The following is a 23387-nucleotide window of genomic DNA, read 5'->3' as shown; positions in this document are numbered from 1 at the left end:
TCTTATGGTTTGAATTTGGAGAAGATTTCACGATAGAGCACTTCTTCGTATTTCTCCGGATCCTCGCCGAATTCAGCGCTCAGACCGTCCCATTTTTCCTTGTTCTCAAGGAACGTCGCGATGATGTCGCTTGCGTTTTCAACGCCCCGGCTCTCTGCAAGGCTGACGACCTGGGTCACTTCTTTGGCTTTGTACTCGGCAAGCTTTTCAAGCAGCGCCTCATCGGGTTCCAGGAACTTAATCCCCTTTTCCCGGGCCATTTCCATTGCTTCAAGGTCTTCAGGCAGATAGCCGCGCAAGATCTCACCGGACATCGCTATAGGCGCGTTGACGATCAACGCCGTCTTCTGATCCTCGCTAAGCTTGTCCCATGTTGTCTTGGAGTAAATCACATAGCCGCCACCATGGAACGTGCCCATTGGCACATCGACGATCGTGTCAACAAGATCAATTAGCGATTGCTGTTTCAGCCATGCGGCCGAACCAAGCGCGCAATCAGCCTGACCGCGCTCAATCGACTGATAGATCTCCGAGGACGGCAGGTTAACTGGCACGCCACCCAAATCACTGACCCATTTACCCCATGCGCCGCTCGCGCGCACTTTCTTGCCCTCGATATCCGCACTGCTCTGCAAATCGCCCTTGCACATCAGGTAATAGGGCAATGTCGCATATGGAGCGACATAGGCAACGCCGGCATCCGCCCATTCCTCCAGACAATCGGGGCAGCCCAGCAGAACCGTTTCGGCGACCGCTGCTGCCATAACAGCAGGATTTTCACCGATCAGCGCCATTTCCGTCAGCATGGAGTCCCGAGGAAGGTCGCTGGGTGTGTAAATCGATACGACAAATCCGCCATCAGCAATATTATCACGCAGACCCGGCAGCATCGCCTTGGCACTGAGCAAGGCGCCGCCTGTGATCAGTTCAAAGGTCAGCTCGTTGTTTGTGTCCTTGGTGACGGCTTCAAAATAGGGGCCATACCCAAACTGGTTTGCCGCGGTGGATGGCGGTTGATAGTTGGCATAGATCAGATGACGCGCGCCCTCTGCAGACACGTCGGACCCGACCACGAGAGACAGGCTTGCTACCAAACCAGCGCAAGCTTGTTTAATATGTTTATTCAACATTTTCTTCTCCTGTTTAGACACGTTGGGTGGCAGTTAAGATCCGCGAACACGGCTTTTGAGTTAGCGAATCATCAAGTTGGGGATGAATAGGGATATTTGGGGAAATAGAATTAGAATAGAGAGGGTGATGATCTCAATGACAAAGAACCAGCCTATTCCACGGAAAATCGTACTCAGCGATATGGTGTTTCCAACAACCCCCTTGATGACAAAGACATTCATACCGATGGGCGGCGAAATCAGCCCAATTTCGATGAGTTTGATCATGATGACACCAAACCAGATCAGATTAATGTCCGCCGCCTCGACAAGAGGAAGCACGATCGGAAGCGTGATCAGAAGAACGCCCATCGGGTCGAGAAACATTCCCAAAATGATCGTGAAAGCCGCAATGGCAAACAGGATCGTTGTCGGGCTCGAACCCATTTCCATCAACTGAACATTAATGAAATTCGGAATGCCGCTGATCACGACAAAGCGGGTCAAAAGGCTGGCCCCAATGGCAATCAGCAAAATGGAACCTGTCGACACTACCGTTTCACGGGCGGCTTCCATCATGCCACTTGCCCTAGTGCCGCTCCGCAATTTCGTGAACGCGACGATAGCCATCAGCGCGGCACCGATCCCGGCCGCCTCGACCTCGGTGGCGATGCCGGCATAGATTGACACAACCACGCCACCGGCGACCAAAAGAACGGGCCAGACCTCTTTCGCCGAACCGATCCGCTCTGCCCAGGGCGACGCGGATTCCTCGACAGCCGGCGCAAGGTCTTTATTGAAAACACAGCGAAGGACGATCATGGCGGAATACATGATGGCAGTAAGAAGACCGGGCAAAATGCCTGCCATCAAGCACATACTGATCGATTGCTCGGTAAAGACGGCATAGAGGATCATCAGGATACTCGGCGGTATCAGAGAGCCGATGGTGCCTGCGGCGGCGACCGTCCCTGCGGCCAGACCGGGATCGTAACGTGCCCTGAGCATCTCGGGTATCGCGATGCGTCCCATGGCGGAGGCCGTGGCCAGGCTTGAGCCGCTGACAGCCGCGAATATGGCGCAGGCTAATGTGGATGCCACGGCAAGCCCGCCCGGCAACCGCCCCAGCCATGCCTTTGCCGCCCTGAACAGGCCGGATGTCAATCCACCATGGAAGGCAATCGCCCCCATCAGCAGAAACATCGGTATCGCCGTCAAAGACCAGTTCGCCGCAAAATCGTAGGGCAATGATCTAAGTGCTCCATAGGCTGAATCAAAGCCACGGATGGTCGCCAACCCCAAAACGGAGACGAGTGCGAGCGCCAAGCCGATATGCATCCTGATAAACAGCAAGACGACAAGCGCGCCCAAACCTATGAAGCCAATGGTTACATTCGCCATGGTCTAGCGTCTCCTTTTGAATGTTACCGGTTGGAAGTCGGATCAACTGTCCTCATGCCGACACTGCCCCACGCCTTGCGTCCCAAACGCGCATGACAAGCACGGCAAGGAACATTGCGAAGCCGGTGGGCACCAGCCATCGTGCGGGCCAGACCGGCAAGTCGAAAAAGGGCCCGCTCGCGACAGCAAGAACCCGTGTCTGCGTGATCGCCTCATGAAAGGCAGCAACCACCATCAGCGTGAGAATCCCGACTGACAGAACGCCCGACACCATGTCAGCGACTGCCGATGTACGGGAACTGACGACCTCGGATAAAAGCTCGACCTTGGTATGAGCGTCTGACATTTCGACAGCCGCCAGGGACCAGAAAATGATCGCTACGAGATAGTAAGACGCAACGATCTCGATGGTCATCGGCAGGGGTTGATTGAAGATGTACCGCCCAATTGCTTCGGCACAGACATGCACCACCATCAGGAAGAGCGCGGCACGCGCAACAAACTCTCCCCCGGCAACACACTTTTTCACAGCAGCGCTGATAGTCAATTGAAGTCCTCCCGTCCTCTGGCACGCTCATCCTCACCCCTCTTTTCACAACGAAGAAGCGCGGCCAGCATGCCTGACTTAACAATACTTACGTTTGTTTGTTAAAACAAGCCTTTTTCCCCACAGGGGATTGATTACATTCACAGCTTTTCGACTAGTTCGGGAATGGCATCAAAAAGATCCGCCACCAGACTGTAGTCGGCCACTTGGAAGATCGGCGCTTCTTCGTCTTTGTTGATCGCGACGATGATCTTTGAGTCTTTCATCCCGGCGAGGTGCTGGATCGCACCCGAGATACCAACAGCGATATAGAGATTGGGTGCTACGACCTTGCCGGTCTGACCCACCTGCCAATCGTTCGGGGCATAGCCTGAATCGACCGCCGCGCGCGACGCGCCAACGGCAGCGCCCAGCTTGTCGGCCAGTTTTTCGATCAGCGCGAAGTTTTCTTCGGAGCCGACGCCACGACCACCAGAGACCACCACGCCCGCGCTTGTCAACTCGGGACGGTCGGATTCGGCAACCTTGTCTTCGACCCATGTGGACAGGCCGGGGTTCTCAGCAGCCGAAATGGTCTCGACGCTGGCAGAGCCACCTTCGCCAGCAGCGTCAAAGGTCGATGTGCGGAAGGTGATGACTTTCTTGGCGTCGCTGGATTTCACGGTCTGAACCGCGTTACCCGCATAGATCGGACGCTCGAACGTGTCGGCATCGACAACACCAGAGGCATCCGAGATCACCATGACGTCTAGCAGAGCCGCGACGCGGGGCATCACGTTCTTGGCGTCGGTGGTCGCAGGGGCGACGATGTGGTCGTAGTCACCCGCCAGGGACACGATCAGCGCCGCTGTGGCTTCGGCCAGACGGTGGCCCAGCATCGGGTCTTCGGCGACCAGCACCTTGGACACCCCGTCGATCTTGGAGGCCGCTTCGCCCGCTGCCGCAGCAGAGCTGCCGGCCGCCAGAACAGTCACATCGCCCAGTTCCTGGGCCGCGGTCACGGCCTTGGCAGTCGCGTCCATGGACAGCTCGCCATCGGAAAGTTCCGCAATCAGAAGAACAGCCATTACACAGCCCCCGCTTCTTTGAGTTTCGCTACAAGCTCGTCGACCGAACCGACCTGGATGCCAGCGGCACGCTCGGCAGGCTCTACGGTTTTGACGATTTCCAGGCGGTTGGAGACATCGACGCCGTAGTCTTCGGCAGTCTTTTCATCCAACGGCTTTTTCTTGGCCTTCATGATGTTCGGCAGCGAGGCATAGCGCGGCTCGTTGAGGCGCAGGTCCACGGTGACGACCGTCGGCATGGTGACCTCAATGGTCTGCAAGCCGCCGTCGACTTCGCGGGTGACCTTCGCCTTGTCGCCTTCGATGGCGACTTCAGAGGCGAATGTCGCCTGCGACCAGCCCATCAGTGCGGACAGCATCTGGCCGGTGGCATTCATGTCGTTGTCGATCGCCTGTTTGCCGCAGAGCACAAGGCCCGGCTGCTCTTCGTCGACGATCGCCTTGAGGATCTTGGCAACGGCCAGCGGTTCAATGTCTTTGTGTACGTCGTCCGATGCCACCACGAGAATCGCACGGTCTGCGCCCATGGCAAGCGCGGTGCGCAGCGTTTCCTGCGCTTGGTTCACACCGATGGAGACAACGATGACCTCTTCAGCCTGACCGGCTTCTCTCAGACGAATCGCCTGTTCGACGGCGATTTCGTCGAAGGGATTCATGGACATTTTCACATTGACCAGATCAACACCCGATCCGTCCGCTTTGACACGAACTTTCACGTTATAGTCGATCACGCGTTTGATAGGCACGAGAATTTTCATTAGTTTACTACTCTTCATTGCTGGCTAGGTTTGGTTGCCAAGTGTCGCTCACGCGTGGTTTGCCATGCTCGCTCACAGTGGGGCTTGCTGCAAAGCGTCGCTCAGCGTCGAATGGGCATGAATGGTGTCGGCGATGTCCTCACCTAGTATGGGGCATAAGTTATTAGAACCTGGCGCTCGAACGGGCCTCTGCTGATCTTGTTCGATAGACGGTCTGGGCTCCGCCGCGCACACGATTGACACCGATTGGCCCTGACGGCGCGCTTTCAAGCCTCGCTCCAAACTGTGCACGTTCGAGCCAATCTGCGGACATCTCAAGGAAGCATTCGCAAATCTCCCCGACCCAATGATCGAGCCGTTGATCGGGAACGACCACGTTTGTCGACCGCTCCCTGATTTCTGGCTTGGCCTCACTGTTCATGCCAGCACCGCGACGCCACCACGACCTATAATGCAACAATAGACCGGGGTTGAGTTGCGGCGCCTTCGAGCACCTCAGGAGACACCGATCTGTTATTTTTTCAGGGTCTCATGGCTCTTGTGCGTTAAGTTGTTGCGGCTGGAAGCGTTAAGACCGGCACTTATCAAGCCTGCGATAATCGCCTTTATGACGTCGCCCGCGAGAAACGGGAACAGCCCAGCCACTAGCAGCGTTGTCCCGTAGCCTGTGAATTGGCCCAGCCAGACCAGCCCCGGCAGGTATACCAAGGCCCCCGCTAAAAGGGCACAAAATCCGGCTCGGACGGCGGTGCGGGCATAGCCGGCCTGGGCCAGAGTCCCGGCGACGAATGCAGCGAGGACGAACCCAACCAGATAGCCCCCGGTTGGCCCCATCATATAGGCAGGCCCTGCGCCTGAACCGGAAAAAACAGGCAATCCGACGAGACCCTGACCAAGATACAACAATATGGCCGCAACGCCGACGACGGGGCCCGCGCTTAGCCCAAGGCCGATCGCGACAAGAGTCTGCATCGACATCGGCACCGGATAGAATGGCACCTGCACCTTGGCGGCCAGCGTCATCAACAGGGATCCTGCGATGATCAAAAGGACTGTCTTTGGAACGGTTGGCAGCACCTTGTATGCGCCTGCCTGTGATGTGGGATGGGACATTGGTTTACTCCGTGCGTTAAGAAAGTTGCCCGATACGGGTGTCTAGTGTACCAGCGTCAGGACGATTTCGGGAAAGACCGCCATACAGGCGATGAAGAACAGCATGCCCAGGACAAAGGGCACGCAGCCAAGAAAGATCCGGCCAAGCGGCACGTCCTTCGCCACGGCGTATATGACGTAGACGTTGACGCCCACGGGCGGCGTAATAAGCCCGACCTCGGCCACGACGACGATATAAATGCCGAACCAAACCGGATCGATTCCGAGCTGTGTAGCAATCGGGAAAAGGATTGGGACGGTCAGGATCAGCATCCCGAACAAGTCGAGAACGCAGCCGAGGGCCAGGTAAATCAGCGTGATGACCAGGATGAAGCTGAAATAGGACAGGTCCATCGCGATCACCAAATTCTCGAGGTCGGCAATCATTCCGGTCTGCGCCAAAAAGCGGGTATAAAGCGTTCCACCCACAATGATCAGATAGAGCATCGCCGTGGTCAGAACACTGTCGAGCAGGGCATCGCGGATCGCGGCAATGGGTAGGTTGCGCGCGATGGCGCCGTAGACCAGCACCGCGACGACACCAAAGACTGCCGCTTCTGTGGGTGTGAAGACACCCAAGTATAAACCGGCGAGGATGAAGGCAAAGATTGCCAGCACGGGCAAAACACTTAGCAAAGACACAAAGCGTTCGCGCCAGCTGACAGTTGCCGCCACCGTCTTACCGCCTGCGGACTCAGGCCAGATCATCGCAGAGGCCATTACGATAACCGAGAATAGGACGGCGATACACAACCCCGGAATGATTCCCGCAACGAAAAGGTCCCCGATCGAGGTTTCCGTCATCAGTCCGTAGAAAATCAAAATGATGCTGGGCGGAATTAGGATACCAAGCGTCCCCGAGGACGACAGGACACCCGAGGCCAGTTGCATGCTGTATCCGTGACGTCGCATTTCCGGGATGACAATCGCGCCCATTGTTCGTGCGGTTGCCGTGCTTGATCCGCTGACAGCACCGAAACCGGCACAGGCAAAGACCGAGGCAATGGCCAAACCACCGGGAAGCCAGCCCAGCCAATAGGAAGCGGTCATAAAGATATTGCGGGCGATGCCAGTGCGATAAACAAGGTTTCCCATCATGATGTAGAACGGCAGCGCGATCAGGATGAACTTTGTCCCTTCGGACCAGAGGACGATGGTCGTCTGGGTCATCGCAGTGCTGACTTCTCCGACAAGCACGAGGCCGACGACGCCAATCGCGATCAGAGACAATCCAATCGGTATGCCCAGTACGATGAGAACGATCAGGACGAGAAAGCTTAGGTAGCCGAGGATCATCATTCGACCGTCTCCGCCGAATCTGGCCGGCTTATCTGCGGGCGTTTCGCTATCAGGCGGACAACGGCGATGACTGCGCTGACGGCGCAGGCGAGCGCCAGAACCGCACGCAGCCAGACAATGGGTATGGCCAATTCGGCGGAACTTTCATTGATCAGCAGCATGAACTGCGCGTCTTTCCAGCACTGGATCACCACCAGTACCGAGAAGACCGCCACAAGAAACCAACTGATCCGGTCCAGTAAGTCAGCGACCCTTGGGCTCAGCATCGGGCTGAGAAAATCGGCGCGGATATGGACTCCGCTCAACCAGCTTTCCGGAAGCGCCAGGGTCAGAGACAGGAACAACAGCAAAGAGGCCAGCTCCTGCGCGCCCTCGATCGGTGCGCTGAACAGGTAGCGCAACGTTACGTCGATGAAGAGCACGACGAGGATGACCGGAACGCAAACGAAGGCCGACAGGTAAAACAGGGCTTTCGAAAGGGAATGGAGGATTGCCATTGCGAAGTACGACCGTTCAAGATTTGATTTCTTAATGTGTCCTCCCGCGGAACGGACATACCGAACCGCGGGAGATGGGAGATCTCGCAGTAATGCGGGATCAGCGGAGGCCTTCAACCGGCGGCAGAGCCTTGATTTCCTCATCGCTCATGGCCGAGAACTTCTCGGTCAGGGCGCGCATGTCGGCAGTCAGTACTTCTGCAGAGGCTGTGCTGTTGCCCTCGTTGGCGGCAACGAAATTGTCCCACATGGGCGCCAACAGCTCATTGGCGGTCGCAATGTCGTCGTCACTGGCCACCGTCGTCGTGATGCCTTCTGCCTCCATCGTCTCAAGTGCCTTGTCGGTCAGGCGATTGTACATCTCGGAGTAGTTGACGCTGGCGTTGGCCGAAGCCTCGGACAGGACCATTTTCAGATCGTCAGGCAGATCCTCGTAGAACTTGCGGTTCACGGCCTGCGGAATTGCCACCCGCGTAACCCCGAGACGGTAGTTGTATTTGCCAACCTCGTGCAGCCGATAAGCGACCATATCCGCCGTGGCGAGAATGATGCCGTCGACCACACCCTGCTGGAAGGCCGTATAGGCATCCGAGATGGTCATGGACACCGGAACAGCCCCCAGACGCTCGACGATTTCGGTGAGACCGCCGCCCGTGGCGCGGAGTTTGAGTCCCTTGAGATCCGCCAGAGACTCGACCGGTTTGGTGGTCAGAATGTCGTATTGTGGCGTGGCCGCGTTGAAGGCGAGCTTGATACCCAGCTTTTCGTATTCTGCCTTGAAGTACTTCGGGTAAAGCTCGTCGATCACGCGCACCGCAGCGACGTTGCTGTCCGGCAGGGCCAGCGGAAGCTGGGTCGCGTGGAACAGTTCAAAACTGTTGGTAAGATAGATGGGCCAGGCCGATGTCAGATCGGTAATACCGCTGGCGGCAGCCTTGAACCCGTCACCGACAGAATGCAGCACTTCGCCCGGATAGGTCGTGATCTTGATCCGCCCCTCGCTTTTTTCTTCAAGCTCATCGACGAAGGATTGCATGACGTCCTGCCACGCGGCTGAGCTGGCCGGCTGGTTGTAGGACACTTTCATATCGATCGTGTCCTGTGCGGTCGCGGTGGTTGCGGCGACCGCGAAGGCACAGGCTAGGACGAGTTTCCGTTTCGCGAGATGTTTCATGTGGTTCCTCCCTTTACATGTTGGTCTGCGTTGTCTGGTTGTGCCAGTGGGTGTTTCGCCCGATGGACCTCTCTGCGACCGAACTCTGGGCACAGGTATCAAAGTTGCTTTCCCACCTAGCTACCTTCGGGCCGGCGGTATCCTTCCAGGACCTCGTCCGAAACATCGTCGAGGTTGACGACAAGGTTGTCCGGTGTCCGCGTGGTTAGCCAGACCAGCTCTTCGGTGACGGACATGTTTGCTTCGACATGCTGCATGAAGGGCGGGACAAAAACAAAATCGCCCTCGGTCATATCCACAAATTCGCTGTAGTTCTCGCCAAAGTAGATGCGCCCCTTTCCGCGCAGGACATATCCGCCGGTTTCTGCCTCCGCATGGTGATGCGGGGGGGAACGGTAACCGGGTTCGTTTGTGACTTTGCCGAACCAGATCTTGGTGGCGGGCGTGTGCTGCGGGCTGACCCCCGACACGCGGACTGCATCCCCCGACTGGTTGGTCCCGGTGTCTTCTTGTCCCTTGCGGGTCACGACGGGTTTCACATTACTCATGCCTTTTCCTTTATTCACCGTTTTGATCAGTGGCGGCAGGGTAATCCACGTAGCCACGTGGCCCTTTGGTGTAGAATGTGCCGCTTTCCCAATCGGACAGGGCGACACCTTGTCTAAGGCGCTCCGCAAGGTCGGGGTTCGAGATGTAGGGTCGCCCGAATGCGATCATGTCAGCGCGTCCGGCGGCCAGGACGTCTTCCGCCCTTGCCCGGTCATATCCCCCGGCTGTCACCAGCGGACCGCTGAAATGCGTGCGTGCCATGGTCAATACATCCGGGCTCTCCGACGTTCTGTGGCTGTCGCCGTCGCCCGACACACCCGGTTCGATCACGTGCAGATAGGCACCGCCGCGGGACTCCAACAAATCAGCGGCTGCGACAAAGGCTGCGGCCGGGTCTGTGTGTCGCAGACCGTTAAAGTCACCGAAGGGCGAGAGGCGCAATCCGATGCGGGAAAGTCCTTCGCAGCGGGTGGCGATTGCATCAAGAACATCCGACAGGAACCGGAGGCGATTTGTTGTGCTTCCGCCATAGACATCATCACGGCGGTTGGTCTGATCGGACAGGAACTGTTCGACAAGATACCCATTCGCCCCGTGGATCTCGACGCCATCAAAGCCCACGGCCAAAGCGGCTTCGGCAGCCGTGGCGAAATCCTCAACCGTTGCAGCGACCTGGGCCAATGACATTGCGCGTGGCTCGGGCAACGGCACCAGACCGTTCAGTGTATATATCTCGCCTTGCGCCGCCACCGCGGAGGGCGCGAGGGGGACAAGCCCTTCGGGGTTGTTATCCGTGGAAAAAACGCGACCCACATGCCAGAGCTGCGCAATCATACGACCTTCCCGCGCCCTGACCGCGCGCGTAATCTCTCGCCAGGCGGCCTGTTGCGCGCCGGTCCAGATTCCCGGTGTGCGTGGATAACCGACAGATTGCGCACTGATCCCGATTGCTTCGGAGATGATGATACCGGCTGATGCCCGCTGAGCATAATATTGCGCGGCATACGGTGACGGTACAGCCTGCGGATCCGCCCGGCTACGAGTCATCGGCGCCATCGCAATGCGGTTCGACAACGCGACCTCGCACAACTGGATTGGATCAAAGAGTGTTCCCATCAGATCACGGCCCCGCCCCTGCGATCACGACACGCTCCTGGCCGACCCATGGGCTGGAGCGACCGGGAGCGGCGAACCGCTTTTCATCTTCGAGCAAGTCTCGATAGGCACGCCGGGCGTCGCGGTCTTGGAACGAAAAATCCAGATCTTCGCTATTTGCCCCATAATGCTCAGCAAGGCCGAGGGGGCCGTCTGGCTCCATCCCCCGAGGCGCCGCCATGATCGTTTCAATCACGCCAAGATCCCCGCGAGGCGTCCGCACGTTTTGGGCCACACGAAGCGCTCCGGCGTGGCGCTTCACCAGATCACCATGCTCTTCCATCCGGAGCTGTATCGCGGTCTGGTCGCTCGGGTCCGCACGTGGAAATGCTGAGTATATGATCTTGATCATTCTTCCTCCTGAAGATATACAAACAAACGCCCGTTCGTTTGTCAAGGGCCGATCCAAACACGCAATTTACAGCTAGAAAACTAGAACTGGATAACGGAAATGCTGAAGCAAATCGTCCAAGTATCAGACGAAAGCGAGATTTTTAGGGACGCCTTGGAAAAGGCGATTGAAAATGTCTCGCCACTGAGCCGGGTTCAGGAGCTGGACAACAGTAAGACATTCGACTCTGGACTTCATTCGGTCCTTTCAGAACTGCAGGTTCTGGGCGTCGGCGTACCGGAGGAGTCGGGCGGTGCAGGTGGTGACGCAATCGACCAGGTGATCACGCTAGAAGTGCTGGGGCGCAAGGCCACTTCGATGGCTGTATATATGGTCGTTCACTTCATGATTACGCGTATTCTGCTCGAAAACGGCAACGCTGAGCAGATCGAGACGTATCTGCGTCCGCTAGTCGAGGGGCGAATCAAAGCGTCCTTCTGCCTGACGGAATCGGGCGGGGGCACCGATATTCTGAGTTCGATGAAGACGCGGGCGACGCCGGACGGTGACGGCTGGCGGCTGAACGGCAACAAGATGTGGATCAGCGGAGCCTCGACAAGTGACATCTACATCGTGCTGGCCCGCACTGCCGAACACCACACGCGTGGCGTCACGATGTTCCTCGTTCCCGCCAACGCCAAGGGCGTCAGTGCGCAGGAACTCCAGACGGTTGCCATCAACGGGTATGACACCAATGAGATCGCCTTTGACGACGTCGCGGTCGGCCCGGACGCAGTGCTTGGCGTCGTCGACGACGGCTTTCCCCAGGTTATCGCCACGCTGAACGGAGAGCGGATGAACGCCGCCGCAGTGGCGGTCGGCATTGGTCGCGGTGCGATTGAAGTGACCCGAGACTATGCGCTTGAGCGCACGGCCTTCGACCGTCCGGTTGGCCAGTTTCAGGCGGTGCAGCATCAGCTTGCGGTCGCCGGGACTGCCGTAGAAGCGGCGTGGCTTCTGACCCTGGAAGCCGCGCGAAATGATGCGGCGGGGCGCGCGACGGATGTGGTCAGCAGCATGGCGAAATATGCCTCTGCGCGCGCCGCAGTGCAGGCTACGGATACCGGAATGGACATTTTTGCGGGGGCCGGGTTCGACACCTCCCTGCCGATCCAGCGCTACCTGCGTGACGCAAGGCTCTATTCCTTCGCGCCTCTCAACAACAACACGACACTCAACATGATTGCCGAGCGCTGGCTCGAACTTCCGCGTGCAAAGTAAAGGATACAGCAAATGACGGACACAATTCTGATCGCAAACCGTGGAGAGATCGCCTGCCGCATCATCGACAGTGCGAAAAAGCTCGGGCTGAAGACCGTGGCGGTGTATTCAGATGCCGACGCCAATGCTCTTCACGTCCGCCTTGCCGACACGGCCATTCATGTTGGCGCATCACGCGCAACCGAAAGCTATCTCGGTACCGAAAGAATATTGTCGGCGGCACGCGAAAGCGGTGCGGGGGCCATCCATCCGGGTTATGGTTTTCTGGCAGAAAACGCAGACTTTGCTCAGGCCACGCGCGATGCGGATCTGGTCTTTGTCGGACCTGACCCGGATACGATCCGGCGAATGGGTGACAAACAGGAAGCGCGGCGAACCGCCGAGGCGGCGGGCGTGCCCGCCTCTCCCGGTAGCGGGAAACTTGATCCGTCGGACGAAGCGGCCGTGATCGCCGCCGCAGAGGCCATCGGGTTTCCCGTGCTGGTCAAGGCGGCTGGCGGCGGCGGCGGGATCGGCCTGCGTCCTGTGACTGACCCGGCCAAATTGGTCAAAGCCGTGCAATCCACCTCCGCGCAGGCCGAACGTGCCTTCTCTGATGCATCTGTTTATTTGGAAAAGCTGGTGCAACGGGCCCGCCATGTCGAAGTTCAGGTTTTCGGGCGCGGCAAGGCAGATCCGCTGCACCTTCATATCCGGGAATGTTCGCTTCAGCGGCGCTACCAGAAAGTCATCGAAGAGGCCCTGCCCGGCAGCATCAGGCCCGAGGCGGTTACGGGGATGATCGACGCGGCGCTTAACCTGGTGCGCGCCGTGGAATATTCCGGGGCCGGAACCATCGAGTATCTCTATGATGACGAAAGCGGTGCGTTTTACTTCATGGAAATGAACACCCGGCTTCAGGTGGAACACCCCGTCACTGAAATGGTGACCGGACAGGACATCGTAGCGATGCAAATCCGCCACGCGCTTGGACAGGAGCTAGGTGTCAGTCAGGCCGATATCACCCCGCAGGGCCATGCTATCGAACTGCGCGTTTGCGCCGAAGCCCCGGAGAAAAACTTTATGCCAGCGCCCGGTCGGATCACAGCTATGGATCTACCAAGCATCGAGGGCTTACGGATCGATACGGGGTTCGCGGTCGGGGACGAGATCACGCCGTTTTACGACAGCCTTGTGATGAAGATCATCGGGCATGGGAAAACGCGGGCCGAGGCCATCGCGACGCTGCGGTCCGCCCTGTCACAGACCCGTATCGAAGGGCTGACGACCAACCTAGCCTTTTTGGACCGACTGCTAGCTCACCCGGATTTCGCGGCGGATCGCCTGCACACGAAATTCATCGAAACCCATATCTCTGAACTTGTCTGAGGCGCGTTGAATGCCCGATTTTCTTTTTCCGCCAACACCCTTGGCCACCATTCCTGTCCGTGGCCAAAGTGTCGTTCTCGCACCCGAGCGTCTTTTCTGCATTGGTCGCAACTACGCTGATCACGCCGCAGAAATGGGCGCGGAGATCGTCCGTGAGAAACCCTTTTTCTTCCTGAAAAGTCCCCATGCGATCATGCGAGACGGAGGTGAGATACCCTTTCCACCCGAAACCAAGAACTATCATTACGAAATGGAGCTGGCGGTTGTTCTCGGGCGTGGCGGATTTCGAATCGACGCCGCAGCAGCGCGGGATCATGTCTTTGGCTACGCCTGCGCCCTCGACATGACCCGGCGCGACCTGCAACTGGATGCCAGAAACATGGGACGCCCCTGGGACAGTGGTAAGGATGTCGAGCACAGTGCCATCCTTGGCTCCGTCGTCCCGCGTGACGCAGCGGGTCCGATCGACCGGGCGGACATTGGCCTGATCCAGAACGACACGATCCGCCAGGACGGAAGGATCGACGGGATGATCTGGGGCATCGACGAATTGATCGCGCTGCTGTCGCGCTATTATCACCTGCGCCCCGGAGACGTGATCCTGACGGGGACCCCGGCGGGTGTCGGCCCGGTCGCGCCCGGTGACCAATTGATCGGACGGATCACAGGATTGCCCGACCTCCACGTAAAGCTGGGGGCACCGGAATGAACGCGCACATGGATGAGGATCTGCCCCTCGCCAGCCTCACGGTGCTCGATTTCAGTTTCCATCTTCCCGGACCTTTTGCCTCTTTGATCCTGTCGCGGGCGGGCGCGGGTGATCAAGGTTGAGCGACCAGAGAGTGGCGACGAGCTGCGGGCCTTTGATCCGACACGGGACGGCGAAAACCCTGGCTTCACCATGTTGAATGAAGGTGTGAATCGGCATGCGAAATTGACCCACTTAGGTGGGTTATGAGCGAGTAAAATTGACCCACCTGTTTTCGTTAACATCCGCACAGAAAGTGCGGAGGAAAGAGCAGGTGTTATTGATGGAAAGTGTATCGAAGATCCGTCTGTGGGTGCTGGTTGAAGGGCGCAGCATCCGGTCTGTTGCGCGGGCGACGGGATTATCGCGCAACACGATCAAGAAGTATCTGAAGGATGAGAGCCCGCCGAGCTACCAGCGCCAGGTCCCGCCGGTTCGCCACAAACTGTGCAACGGGTTTGATCTTCGGCTTCAGGACCTGTTCGATCAGGATCAGAAGCGGCCGCGCCGAGAGCGGCGGACGGCTGTGAGGCTTTATGAGCAGCTTGTGTCGGAAGGGTATACCGGTTCCTATTCGCCGGTTCAGCGATTTGTCCGCGATCTGAAGCGGGCCGGTGCCGGTTCGGGCGAGGCTTTTATCCCGCTGCATTTTGCGGCAGGTGACGCGCTGCAATTTGACTGGAGCGAGGAACGGGTTGTCCTGGGCGGTGTCGAGCAGAAGGTGAAGGTTGCCCACTTCCGCCTTTGCCACAGCCGCAAGCCCTTTGTCGCCGCCTATCCCGGCGAGAGCCAGGAGATGGTGCTGGATGCCTTTGTGCGGGCGCTGTCCTTTTACAGCGGGGTTCCGCGTCAGGTGATCATCGACAATCCCAAAACGATGGTGACCTATGTCTCGCGCTCGAAGGACCGGGTGTTCCATCCGCGGTTTCTGGCGTTGATGAACCACTATGTCATGGAGCCGGTGGCCTGCACCCCCGCGTCGGGTTGGGAGAAGGGTCAGGTCGAGAACCAGGTCCAGTTTTTACGAGGCCGATTGTTTGTTCCCATGCCAGCCTTTGATGATCTGGATGCGCTGAACAATTGGTTGCGGCTACGCTGTGAGGAATTGGCAAACCGGCTCCATCCCGAGCAATCGGATCGCACGATTGCACAGCTGTTCGAAGACGAACGCGCCGATCTGCGCCCCCTGGGGCGGGCATTTGACGGATACGTGGAAAAGACCGTTCGGGTTCGCTCCACCTGCCTGGTTCAATATGCCAGCAATCGCTACAGCGTGCCGTCCCGGTTCGCGGGGCAACATGTGTCGCTGCGCGCCTATGCAGGCCGGATCGTGCTGGTGTCGGGCCAGGATGTCATCGCCGAGCACAAGCGTCGCTTCACCCGCAACGTCAGCTACTTTGAGCCGTGGCATTACGTGCCGCTGCTGGATCGCAAGCCAGGTGCCTTGCGCAACGGGGCACCCTTCGTGGACTGGCAACTGCCCGATGCCATGCATCGGATCAGGGAGCACTACATGGTCGGCAAAGGTGGGGATCGGGAGTTTGTCGATCTGCTTCTGCTGGCCCAGGATCACGGGATCGAGGTGGTCGAGACGGCTTGCGAATTGGCAGTGGAACAAAGCACGCTGCGCCTGCCCGCCATCATCAATCTGATCAACCAGTTGGTGGAGCCGGTCATCACGCCGCTCAGCGACGCCAATACCTATCCGCAGCTGACCCTTCGGCCCGAGGCCGATTGCAAGCGCTATGAGACGCTGTGTGCAGCCGGGGAGGTCGCGGCATGAATGCCCTCATCGACCAACTCACCGCCCTGAGGCTGCACGGAATGGCAGCTTGCGCCCATGATTTGCTGTCCGCGCGCAAGCCACCAAGTCTGACCACAGCGATAAAGCAACTGATCGACGCGGAGACTGTAGAGCGGCGGGTGCGCTCCATCCAGTATCAAATGCGCATCGCGAAGTTCCCCCACCACAAGGACTTCGCCACCTTCGATTACGGTGCGGCCGCCGTCACTCAGACCCAGATCGAACCGTTCTGCTCGGGCCAGTTCACCGAAGAGGCACACAACCTCATCCTGGTGGGCGGAACCGGGACGGGAAAAACCCATATCGCCATCGCGCTTGGAACCGCCTTGATCAACAATGGCAAGAAGGCCCGCTTCTTCAACGCGGTCGATCTGATCAATGCCCTGATCAAGGAGCAGGCCGATGGCAATGCCGGGAAGGTCATCCGGCAACTGTCGGCCCTGGATTGCGTTATCATCGGCGAGTTGGGCTATATCCCGTTCCCGAAATCCGGCGGCGCACTGCTGTTCCACCTGATCAGCAAGCTCTACGAAAAAACCAGCGTCATCATCACCACCAACCTGGAGTTCGGGGAATGGGTCGCTGTCTTCGGCGATCCCAAAATGACAACCGCGCTGTTGGATCGCGTCACGCACCACTGCGCCATCATCGAGACCGGTAATAGATCCTACCGCTTCGCACAGAGCAAAAGTCGCACAGAAAAATAACCATGCCGCAAGCAAAGCCCCCAGACGGACTCGCTATATGAGGGCGGCCCGCCTGGGGGCTTTGCCATCCGATAGGCGGGTCAAAATCAAACGCTGAACCAGGGTCAGTTTTGAACGCTCATTGACAAATGAAGGCAAGGAAAGCGTTGTCATAGATCTCAAATCAGACGGCGCAAAACAGCAACTGCGCCTACTGATCGAGGCCTCGGACATCGTGCACGAACAATTCTGCCCCGGTGTCCTGGATCGCCTTGGCATTGGGTATTGGGCTTTGGCACAATTAAATCCCAGTCCTATTTACTGTGCTGTAACAGGCTATGGGCAATCTGGCCCGGATCGCATGAAGGCCGGGCACGAGACCTGACCTACTGCGCCGATGCGGGGCGTCTCGCTCTGGGGAGCGATGGGCAAGGCGATCCGGTGATACCGCCCGTGACCATCGCCGATAAGGACCGGGGCGCGACACGCAGAGCCGTTGCCCGGAAAATCGCGGGGAAGTCCTCTGCCGAATGGGTCGAAATCCTTGGCGACAACATGTGCTGGGCTTTGGTCGCAACCCAGGAAGGAAGCCTTGCAGAGCCCCCATTTCCTAGACCGCGGGCTTTTTGGTCGCACGGTTACTTTTCCCAAGGGGCAACGCACACCTGGGCTTGCGGTGCCAGTCGTGCCGGATCTTGTTCGCCAGAACCCCGGCGACAACGCCCCCGAGGTGGGTCAGGACACTGACCGGCTGTTGGGCTGAGCCTAGTCCCGGTCTTTCCCTGGAGCGGCATATTGCGGGAAGTATCGCGCCACGATCGGGCCATCCTCCGACCAGGAATGACATCCGTTCAGGAAAAAGGGATTATCGGTCCGGTCCTCATCTTTGTGACCTAGCGCCCGAAAGCGTTGGTCGCGATTGCCCGAAATCGTCTGGAACGCGACCGTCCCGGAGGCAAGCAGCAGCTCACGCAAGTGGGTGCATCCGGCAGTGCGTCCAAGGCTATCCGACAACCGCCTGCGCCAGCCATCGGCGATGGAGGTCCCGACAAGTTGTTCGGCCCCTGTGGCACCGCCCCCGCAAATTGTGAAAGGCACGGCGTCCATCGACACTTCAATCGCGCGCACGGTCAGGTCGTCGCCGATTGTCATGCGAACAGAGATGTCATGCACCGGGTCTCCGGGGGCGAGCTCCCCACGCTCACGGTCAAAATAAGGGTAGTCTTTCGCGTCGACGATCCGGCCCTCGATATCGAAAAGACCGTCATCGCGATCATAGCTTTGAAAGCTGACGCGCCGCGTATGGTTGAGGGCGCGCGATGCCACAGGTTCACTCAACATATGGATTTTCCGTTTCGGGTCAGGGGTTCAAACCCCTTCGAATTTTGGAGTCGTGCGGGCAACAAAGCTTTTTATCCCGATATCGAAATCACGCGAAGTGACCACGTCCCAGAACGCCTCTCGCTCAAGCGATAGGGCTTCAGCGTCCTCCATCTGGGCGGTGTCGCGCGCAATCTGCCGGGTAAGACGTACCGCCAAGGGCGAATTGCGCAGGATCATGCCCGCGATCTCACGGACGCGTGGCATGAAGTCTTCTCGTGTGAGCATCTCACTGACAAGCCCCAGTTGATAGGCGCGCTCGGCCGTAATGCTGCGCCCGGTCAAAAGCATGTCCATAGCAACCGCATCAGGCAGGGCGCGCCCTAGTCGGGCGACGCCCCCCGCCCCCGCAATCGCCCCGATCTTGACCTCGGGCAATGCAAAGATTGCAGTATCGACAGAGATCCGCAAATCGCAGGCCAGCGCCAGTTCAAGGCCCCCGCCCGTTGCGGCCCCGTTGATAGCCGCAATCACAACTTTGGAAAGCCGACGATGCGTCAACCCGCAGAAATCCCCAGGATCGTCATCGGCGGCAATCCTCTGGGAGAGATAGGGCAGAAAGCTTGAAATATCCGCCCCGGCGCAAAAGACCTTATCGCCCTGCCCCGTAAGTATGATGACACCCACAGTGTCGTCTGCCTCCAGCACCGGCCAGAGATCTCGCAACTCTAAATGTGTTTCCGTATCAATGGAATTGCTCTGCGTTGGCCTGTCAATCGTGACCAAAGCGATCCCATCTTTCTTCTCGACAAGTACTGGCATCTTGCTAGCCTCTTGGGTCCGGCGCGTTCGCAACAAGTTTCGCGGCCCTTGTAGCGCGGTGTTGCGCTCTTTCTCGACCTACATTATACTAACAAATGTTTGTAATTACAATACCGGTTGAGCCGGCTTGGAGCGAAAAAATGTCTGATCTGCCCAAACATGTGCATATCCATGAGGAAGGTCCGCGTGAGGGGATCCAGATCGAGAAGAGAAATCTCGCCGTTTCAGACAAGGTGCGTTTCATCGAAACCATCGCTGAAACAGGCGTCAAACAGATTGACTGCGTCTCTTTCATGAACCCCAAACGAGTTCCGAACATGGCCGACGCCGACGAGGTCGCCAAGGCCATTCGCAAACGCGACGATGTTCGGTATACGGGGCTTTGGCTCAACACTCGCGGGTTGGAGCGGGCACTTGCGTTGCCGCTCGACGTTGTGGGCTCAATCCGCATGACCGCCTCCGAGACCTTCTCCGTCAAGAACACAAACAAGACCATCGCGCAGACCGAGGCCGAACAACGAAGCTGGATGGAAATCTACAGGGACAACGACATTGCGCTGGAATGGGGCTATGTCATGACGGCCTTCGGCTGTAGCTTTGAAGGCGAAGTGCCGGTTGAGAACGTACTCAAAATGGTGGAAACGATCCTCAACATCGGCACCGAGTACGGGCAGCCGCTCAAGGGTATCTACCTCGCGGACACCGTCGGCTTTGCCACGCCGCTCGACATCGAAACCCGTATTGGTGCCGTCCGCGAACGGTGGCCGGACCTCAAGATCGGCCTGCATCTTCACGACACTCGCGGCACTGGCATGGCAAACGTCTACGCCGCACTTCGAATGGGCGTGGATCAGTTTGACAGCTCGGTGGCCGGGCTGGGCGGATGCCCGTTTGCCGAACACAAGGGAGCGGCGGGCAATGTCTGTAGCGAAGACATCGTATTCATGTGTCATGAGATGGACATCGAAACCGGCATTGACCTTGAGGCACTGATAGAATGCGCCCGGATGGCCGAGGATTTGTTCGGTCACGAACTTCCCGGAAAGGTCATGCACGCCGGTAGCCTACAACGGTTTCGCCAGGTCGCCTGAAAACTGGTTCAGGAGGGTTCTCGGTGACTTACCCGAGAACCCTCCTGAACATGGTCTTGTGCGTGAAGCAATCCAAAGGTGAATTCGACATATTGTTCGATAAGCGTGACTATCGTGTGCCGCCCGGAGGGCCGATACCAAGTGCTAACACCTGTCAACATTGCAAGAATGGCAAGCTTGGCTGTGCCGATGTCGGCACATTTGAAATAGCCCGCTTCAACCCCGTCACGGATGATGTCTTCGAGAACCTTTTCATAATCATCGCGCATTGAGCGAATTTCACGATGGTGCGCAGGGCTTAAACTGCGCAGTTCCATGTTACCTATGAACACCTCTTCCTTACGAAGGGTGTGAAAGTTAATGTGTTCTTGGACAAAGGCGCGAAGTCGATCCCGCGGATCTTCGATACCAGCCAGTTTTTCCAACAATTCATCAACAAGATCCCGGATGATTGACGCGAGCAGGTCGAACAGGAAATCCTGTTTGTTGTCGAAGTAATTATATAGCGACCCGGCCTGAACACCGACTTCTTTCGCCAGCATTCTCAGGCTCATCGCCTCAAACCCGTGGCGTGCAATCAGCCGCACACCAGCTTCACGGAGCACGCGCTCTGTGGTTTCGCCTTTCGATCCGATCGTTCGCAATTGCCCATCCGTTCTCAACCCCACCCAACCCTTTGATGGGCAAGTATACGGTTTAAACTGAAAGATACCCACCATCAACGGGCATCATGACCCCGGTGACGTATGACGCCATATCCGATGCCAGAAAAATCGCGGGTCCGCCCAGTTCGGATGCTTCACCAACACGACGCATTGGGATGTGCTGCATCAGGTGGCCAATCGCCGCTTCGTTCGCCAGAGTCGAAACTGTCATCGGTGTCCGCATGACGCCCGGCGCGATCCCGTTGACCCGAACCCCTGAGATGGCCAGTTCTGACGCCAGCGCCTTGGTCAATTGAATAACTGCCCCCTTCGACGCTGAATAGGCCGCAGAGTTCGGCGCGGCGACAAAGGATTGGATCGACCCTATATTGATGATCGAGCCTTTGGTTTCAATCAGTGTTTCGCGAAAAGCCTGCACCATATTGAAGGTGCCGGTGACGTTGACCGCCATAGTCTTGTCCCAATTTGCAGCAGCTTTTTCGTCAGTTAATTTCCCACGAATAAGTATCCCAGCGTTATTCACAAGGCAGTCAACCGCGCCGAATTTTTCCGCGACAGCCGCGGCAAACGTGTTGGCCCCGTCACGATCCGAAATATCCAGCGCAAAAGCGTGGTCTTTGGTCATGCCAATCGAAAGGGCCGCTTCGATGGCGTTTGTTTCGACCAGGTCCACGATGATCACTTCGGCCCCGGCGCCAGCCATGCCCTCGGCAATAGCCCTACCATTGCCCTGACCGCCTCCGGTCACAACGATCCGTTTGCCCGTCAATAGTCCGGTCGTACTCATGTCTCGGCCCTTTCCTGCGCTGCGATCATCTGCTTCAAATCACGCTTCATGATTTTTCCGCTGTAATTAATCGGCATCTCTTCGTAGGGCAAAAAGATGAACCGTTTTGGCACCTTGTACCCAGAGAGATGCTGTTTAGCGAAGGCTGTCAATTCTGCAGCCGAGGCGTTTTTCCCGTCGTGGAGCACGATGACACCTGTCACCTCTTCGCCCCAGGCATCGCTCGGCAGGCCGATAATGCCTGCTTCGCGAACTGCGGTGTGACGCTGCAACACTTGTTCGACTTCCTGCGAATAGACGTTGAGCCCGCCAGTCTTAACCATGTCCTTCAACCGGTCATGAAACTGAACAAAGCCGCCAGCGTCCATAGCGCCCATATCGCCGGTGCGCAGCCAGCCATTATGGAACGTCGCCTTGGTGGCATCGGGGTTGTTGTAATAGCCCTTCATGACCGTTGGCCCGCGCACCGCGATCTCTCCGACTTCGCCCATATCCGCGTCGCTCAGATCTGCGCGCAGGATTTTGATCTGCGAATTGACAAAAGCGCGCCCAATGCTGTCGGGAGCCTTCTCGTAATCCTTTTCCTTCAGGACGCTGACGATCACACCGGCCTCCGTTAGACCGTATTGGAAATAGATGTCCACGCCTGGGATGGCTTCGTGCATCCGTTCCCGGTCATTTCGCGATAGTGTCGCGCCGCCCACATACCAACGCCGGAACGACGACAGGTCTGCAGTCTTGGTTTTCGGATGGCCAAAGACCTCACGCGCCATCGACGGCGGCATAAAGGCATTTGTGACCCGGTATTTCTCTATCGTGTCGATCATGGTCTCGACCGTATATTTCGGCATGATCGTTGCGGTCGCGCCAAGATAAAGATGTGGCAACAACCAGCAATTCAGTGCCGCAGCGTGATGAAGCGGGGTCGCCAACAAAGTGTTGTCATCCTCATGCATCCGCGTGTCGATGACTTCGTTCAGCGTGTTCCAAAAGATATTCTCATGGGTCAGCATCGCGCCCTTGGAGCGCCCCGTTGTGCCACCCGTATAAAGAATTCCCTGCACGCGGCTTGGATGAACGGACACGTCCGGTCGCTGCGAACTCGCCCCCTCAACTAAGCCGTCAAGGTCACCGGTGCGTAGGTTGACGATTTCCGGGACCATGCCTTCGGGCGGGCCAATGTCATGCTGAGCTTCGCCAAGGAACATCAGTTTCGGGGCGCAGTCTTCGACGGTCGATTCAATATCGGCGGCGGTCAGGCGGTAGTTCATCGGCACGGCGCAACAATCCGCCTTGGTAATTCCGACATAGAGCATTACCCAGTCGATCCCCGATCCCAGCAGCATGGCGACATTGTCACCCTTTGCCAAACCCCGGGCGCGCAAAGTGTTCGCGACACGGTTCGTCATCTCATCAAGCTCGGCATAGGAGACCTTTCGGTCCCCCTCGATCAACGCGACCTTATCGGGAAATCGGGCCGCGTTATGAGAGACCTGATCCCCTAGAACCATCGACATCGCTGTCATCTTTGCTCCTCCCGGCCTCTGCGGCCTTACTTGTAAGACAGGATTGGCGTGCCCGAATCCACTGTATCACCTTCCGCAATCAAGATCTGCTCGACCACACCGGCGCCGTCCGCCTCGATATTGATCTCCATTTTCATGGACTCGAGGATGGCGACCACGTCACCGAAGTCGATCTCATCTCCGACACTGGCCTCGATCTTGAAGATCGTCCCTGCCATCGTCGCATCTATCGTTTGTGCCATTTTTTAGC

General features: G+C 57.7%; 25 protein-coding genes. 7 read left to right on the top strand and 18 right to left on the bottom strand.

The genetic code is table 11. The annotated features are described in order from the left end of the window. Positions 1 to 2: 2 nt before the first annotated feature. The 12 genes from CBW24_RS16155 to CBW24_RS16100 all read right to left on the bottom strand — a co-directional run bounded on the left by CBW24_RS16155 (position 3) and on the right by CBW24_RS16100 (position 11060). Positions 3 to 1130 (bottom strand): C4-dicarboxylate TRAP transporter substrate-binding protein, encoded by a 1128-nt coding sequence (locus CBW24_RS16155; protein ID WP_097374416.1) that lies wholly within the window; start codon positions 1128 to 1130, stop codon positions 3 to 5. A 60-nt stretch (positions 1131 to 1190) separates the two neighbouring features. Further along, entirely contained in the window at positions 1191 to 2510 is a 1320-nt protein-coding gene (locus tag CBW24_RS16150) for a TRAP transporter large permease (RefSeq protein ID WP_097374415.1), read from the bottom strand. A gap of 52 nt (positions 2511 to 2562) precedes the next feature. Then, positions 2563 to 3057 (bottom strand): TRAP transporter small permease subunit, encoded by a 495-nt coding sequence (locus tag CBW24_RS16145; protein WP_097374414.1) that lies wholly within the window; start codon positions 3055 to 3057, stop codon positions 2563 to 2565. A 140-nt stretch (positions 3058 to 3197) separates the two neighbouring features. After that, the gene (locus CBW24_RS16140; protein ID WP_097374413.1) at positions 3198 to 4124 is read right to left on the bottom strand and encodes an electron transfer flavoprotein subunit alpha/FixB family protein; all 927 of its coding nucleotides are present in this window, start codon (positions 4122 to 4124) and stop codon (positions 3198 to 3200) included. Further along, the gene (locus CBW24_RS16135) at positions 4124 to 4882 is read right to left on the bottom strand and encodes an electron transfer flavoprotein subunit beta/FixA family protein (RefSeq protein ID WP_097374412.1); all 759 of its coding nucleotides are present in this window, start codon (positions 4880 to 4882) and stop codon (positions 4124 to 4126) included. Before CBW24_RS16135 ends, CBW24_RS16140 begins: the two co-directional genes overlap by 1 nt. A 513-nt stretch (positions 4883 to 5395) precedes the next feature. Beyond that, positions 5396 to 5995, bottom strand: a complete 600-nt coding sequence (locus tag CBW24_RS16130) for a biotin transporter BioY (RefSeq protein WP_097374411.1) — start codon at positions 5993 to 5995, stop codon at positions 5396 to 5398. 42 nt (positions 5996 to 6037) lie between these two features. After that, complete coding sequence (locus CBW24_RS16125; RefSeq protein ID WP_097374410.1) at positions 6038 to 7333, bottom strand: TRAP transporter large permease; 1296 nt, start codon at positions 7331 to 7333, stop codon at positions 6038 to 6040. Beyond that, complete coding sequence (locus CBW24_RS16120) at positions 7330 to 7830, bottom strand: TRAP transporter small permease (RefSeq protein WP_157773255.1); 501 nt, start codon at positions 7828 to 7830, stop codon at positions 7330 to 7332. The genes CBW24_RS16125 and CBW24_RS16120 overlap by 4 nt, the downstream gene beginning before the upstream one ends. Positions 7831 to 7930: 100 nt before the next feature. Beyond that, the gene (locus CBW24_RS16115; protein WP_097374408.1) at positions 7931 to 9004 is read right to left on the bottom strand and encodes a TRAP transporter substrate-binding protein; all 1074 of its coding nucleotides are present in this window, start codon (positions 9002 to 9004) and stop codon (positions 7931 to 7933) included. Positions 9005 to 9120: 116 nt separating this feature from the next. Continuing rightward, positions 9121 to 9552, bottom strand: a complete 432-nt coding sequence (locus CBW24_RS16110; protein WP_097374407.1) for a cupin domain-containing protein — start codon at positions 9550 to 9552, stop codon at positions 9121 to 9123. A 10-nt stretch (positions 9553 to 9562) separates the two neighbouring features. Then, positions 9563 to 10669: an alkene reductase gene (locus CBW24_RS16105; protein WP_097374406.1), complete on the bottom strand. Its 1107-nt coding sequence runs from the start codon at positions 10667 to 10669 to the stop codon at positions 9563 to 9565. Positions 10670 to 10673: 4 nt separating this feature from the next. Then, entirely contained in the window at positions 10674 to 11060 is a 387-nt protein-coding gene (locus tag CBW24_RS16100) for a hypothetical protein (protein ID WP_097374405.1), read from the bottom strand. Positions 11061 to 11159: 99 nt separating this feature from the next. Here CBW24_RS16100 and CBW24_RS16095 point away from each other — a divergent pair, with 99 nt between their 5' ends. From CBW24_RS16095 to CBW24_RS18845, 6 genes are all read left to right on the top strand, one after another. Next, entirely contained in the window at positions 11160 to 12320 is a 1161-nt protein-coding gene (locus tag CBW24_RS16095; protein WP_097374404.1) for an acyl-CoA dehydrogenase family protein, read from the top strand. Positions 12321 to 12332: 12 nt separating this feature from the next. Further along, positions 12333 to 13688, top strand: coding sequence for an acetyl-CoA carboxylase biotin carboxylase subunit (locus CBW24_RS16090; RefSeq protein ID WP_097374403.1), 1356 nt, complete (start codon positions 12333 to 12335; stop codon positions 13686 to 13688). Positions 13689 to 13698: 10 nt separating this feature from the next. Further along, the gene (locus tag CBW24_RS16085; protein ID WP_097374402.1) at positions 13699 to 14397 is read left to right on the top strand and encodes a fumarylacetoacetate hydrolase family protein; all 699 of its coding nucleotides are present in this window, start codon (positions 13699 to 13701) and stop codon (positions 14395 to 14397) included. Between the two features lie 322 nt (positions 14398 to 14719). Next, complete coding sequence (istA, locus tag CBW24_RS16080) at positions 14720 to 16219, top strand: IS21 family transposase (protein ID WP_157773253.1); 1500 nt, start codon at positions 14720 to 14722, stop codon at positions 16217 to 16219. Then, positions 16216 to 16947, top strand: a complete 732-nt coding sequence (gene istB, locus CBW24_RS16075; protein ID WP_097374401.1) for an IS21-like element helper ATPase IstB — start codon at positions 16216 to 16218, stop codon at positions 16945 to 16947. Before istA ends, istB begins: the two co-directional genes overlap by 4 nt. A gap of 121 nt (positions 16948 to 17068) precedes the next feature. Beyond that, positions 17069 to 17311, top strand: a complete 243-nt coding sequence (locus tag CBW24_RS18845) for a CoA transferase (RefSeq protein WP_097374400.1) — start codon at positions 17069 to 17071, stop codon at positions 17309 to 17311. Between the two features lie 380 nt (positions 17312 to 17691). On the opposite strand, the gene CBW24_RS16065 is transcribed toward CBW24_RS18845, so the two are convergent. Next, positions 17692 to 18252 carry a DUF2889 domain-containing protein gene (locus CBW24_RS16065; protein ID WP_157773252.1) on the bottom strand — a complete coding sequence of 187 codons (561 nt, stop codon included), beginning with the start codon at positions 18250 to 18252 and terminating at the stop codon, positions 17692 to 17694. A gap of 42 nt (positions 18253 to 18294) precedes the next feature. Next, a complete protein-coding gene (locus CBW24_RS16060) occupies positions 18295 to 19068 on the bottom strand; it encodes an enoyl-CoA hydratase/isomerase family protein (RefSeq protein WP_097374398.1) in 774 nt (257 codons plus the stop codon). Positions 19069 to 19208: 140 nt separating this feature from the next. Between CBW24_RS16060 and CBW24_RS16055 the strand changes: the two genes are divergently transcribed. Then, positions 19209 to 20159, top strand: coding sequence for a hydroxymethylglutaryl-CoA lyase (locus tag CBW24_RS16055; RefSeq protein WP_097374397.1), 951 nt, complete (start codon positions 19209 to 19211; stop codon positions 20157 to 20159). Between the two features lie 8 nt (positions 20160 to 20167). On the opposite strand, the gene CBW24_RS16050 is transcribed toward CBW24_RS16055, so the two are convergent. From CBW24_RS16050 to CBW24_RS16035, 4 genes are read right to left on the bottom strand one after another with little or no spacing between them, the layout of a single operon-like run. Further along, positions 20168 to 20803, bottom strand: coding sequence for a TetR/AcrR family transcriptional regulator (locus CBW24_RS16050; RefSeq protein ID WP_198405290.1), 636 nt, complete (start codon positions 20801 to 20803; stop codon positions 20168 to 20170). 52 nt (positions 20804 to 20855) lie between these two features. Beyond that, a complete protein-coding gene (locus CBW24_RS16045) occupies positions 20856 to 21611 on the bottom strand; it encodes an SDR family NAD(P)-dependent oxidoreductase (protein ID WP_097374395.1) in 756 nt (251 codons plus the stop codon). Beyond that, a complete protein-coding gene (locus tag CBW24_RS16040; protein WP_232530352.1) occupies positions 21608 to 23137 on the bottom strand; it encodes a class I adenylate-forming enzyme family protein in 1530 nt (509 codons plus the stop codon). Before CBW24_RS16040 ends, CBW24_RS16045 begins: the two co-directional genes overlap by 4 nt. A 26-nt stretch (positions 23138 to 23163) precedes the next feature. Beyond that, positions 23164 to 23379 (bottom strand): biotin/lipoyl-containing protein, encoded by a 216-nt coding sequence (locus CBW24_RS16035; RefSeq protein WP_097374394.1) that lies wholly within the window; start codon positions 23377 to 23379, stop codon positions 23164 to 23166. Positions 23380 to 23387: the final 8 nt, after the last annotated feature.

Source organism: Pacificitalea manganoxidans (assembly GCF_002504165.1).
Classification (GTDB): Bacteria; Pseudomonadota; Alphaproteobacteria; order Rhodobacterales; family Rhodobacteraceae; genus Pacificitalea; species Pacificitalea manganoxidans.
The sequence above is the reverse complement of the archived record's forward strand: the minus strand, read 5'-3'. Positions and strand labels throughout refer to the sequence as shown.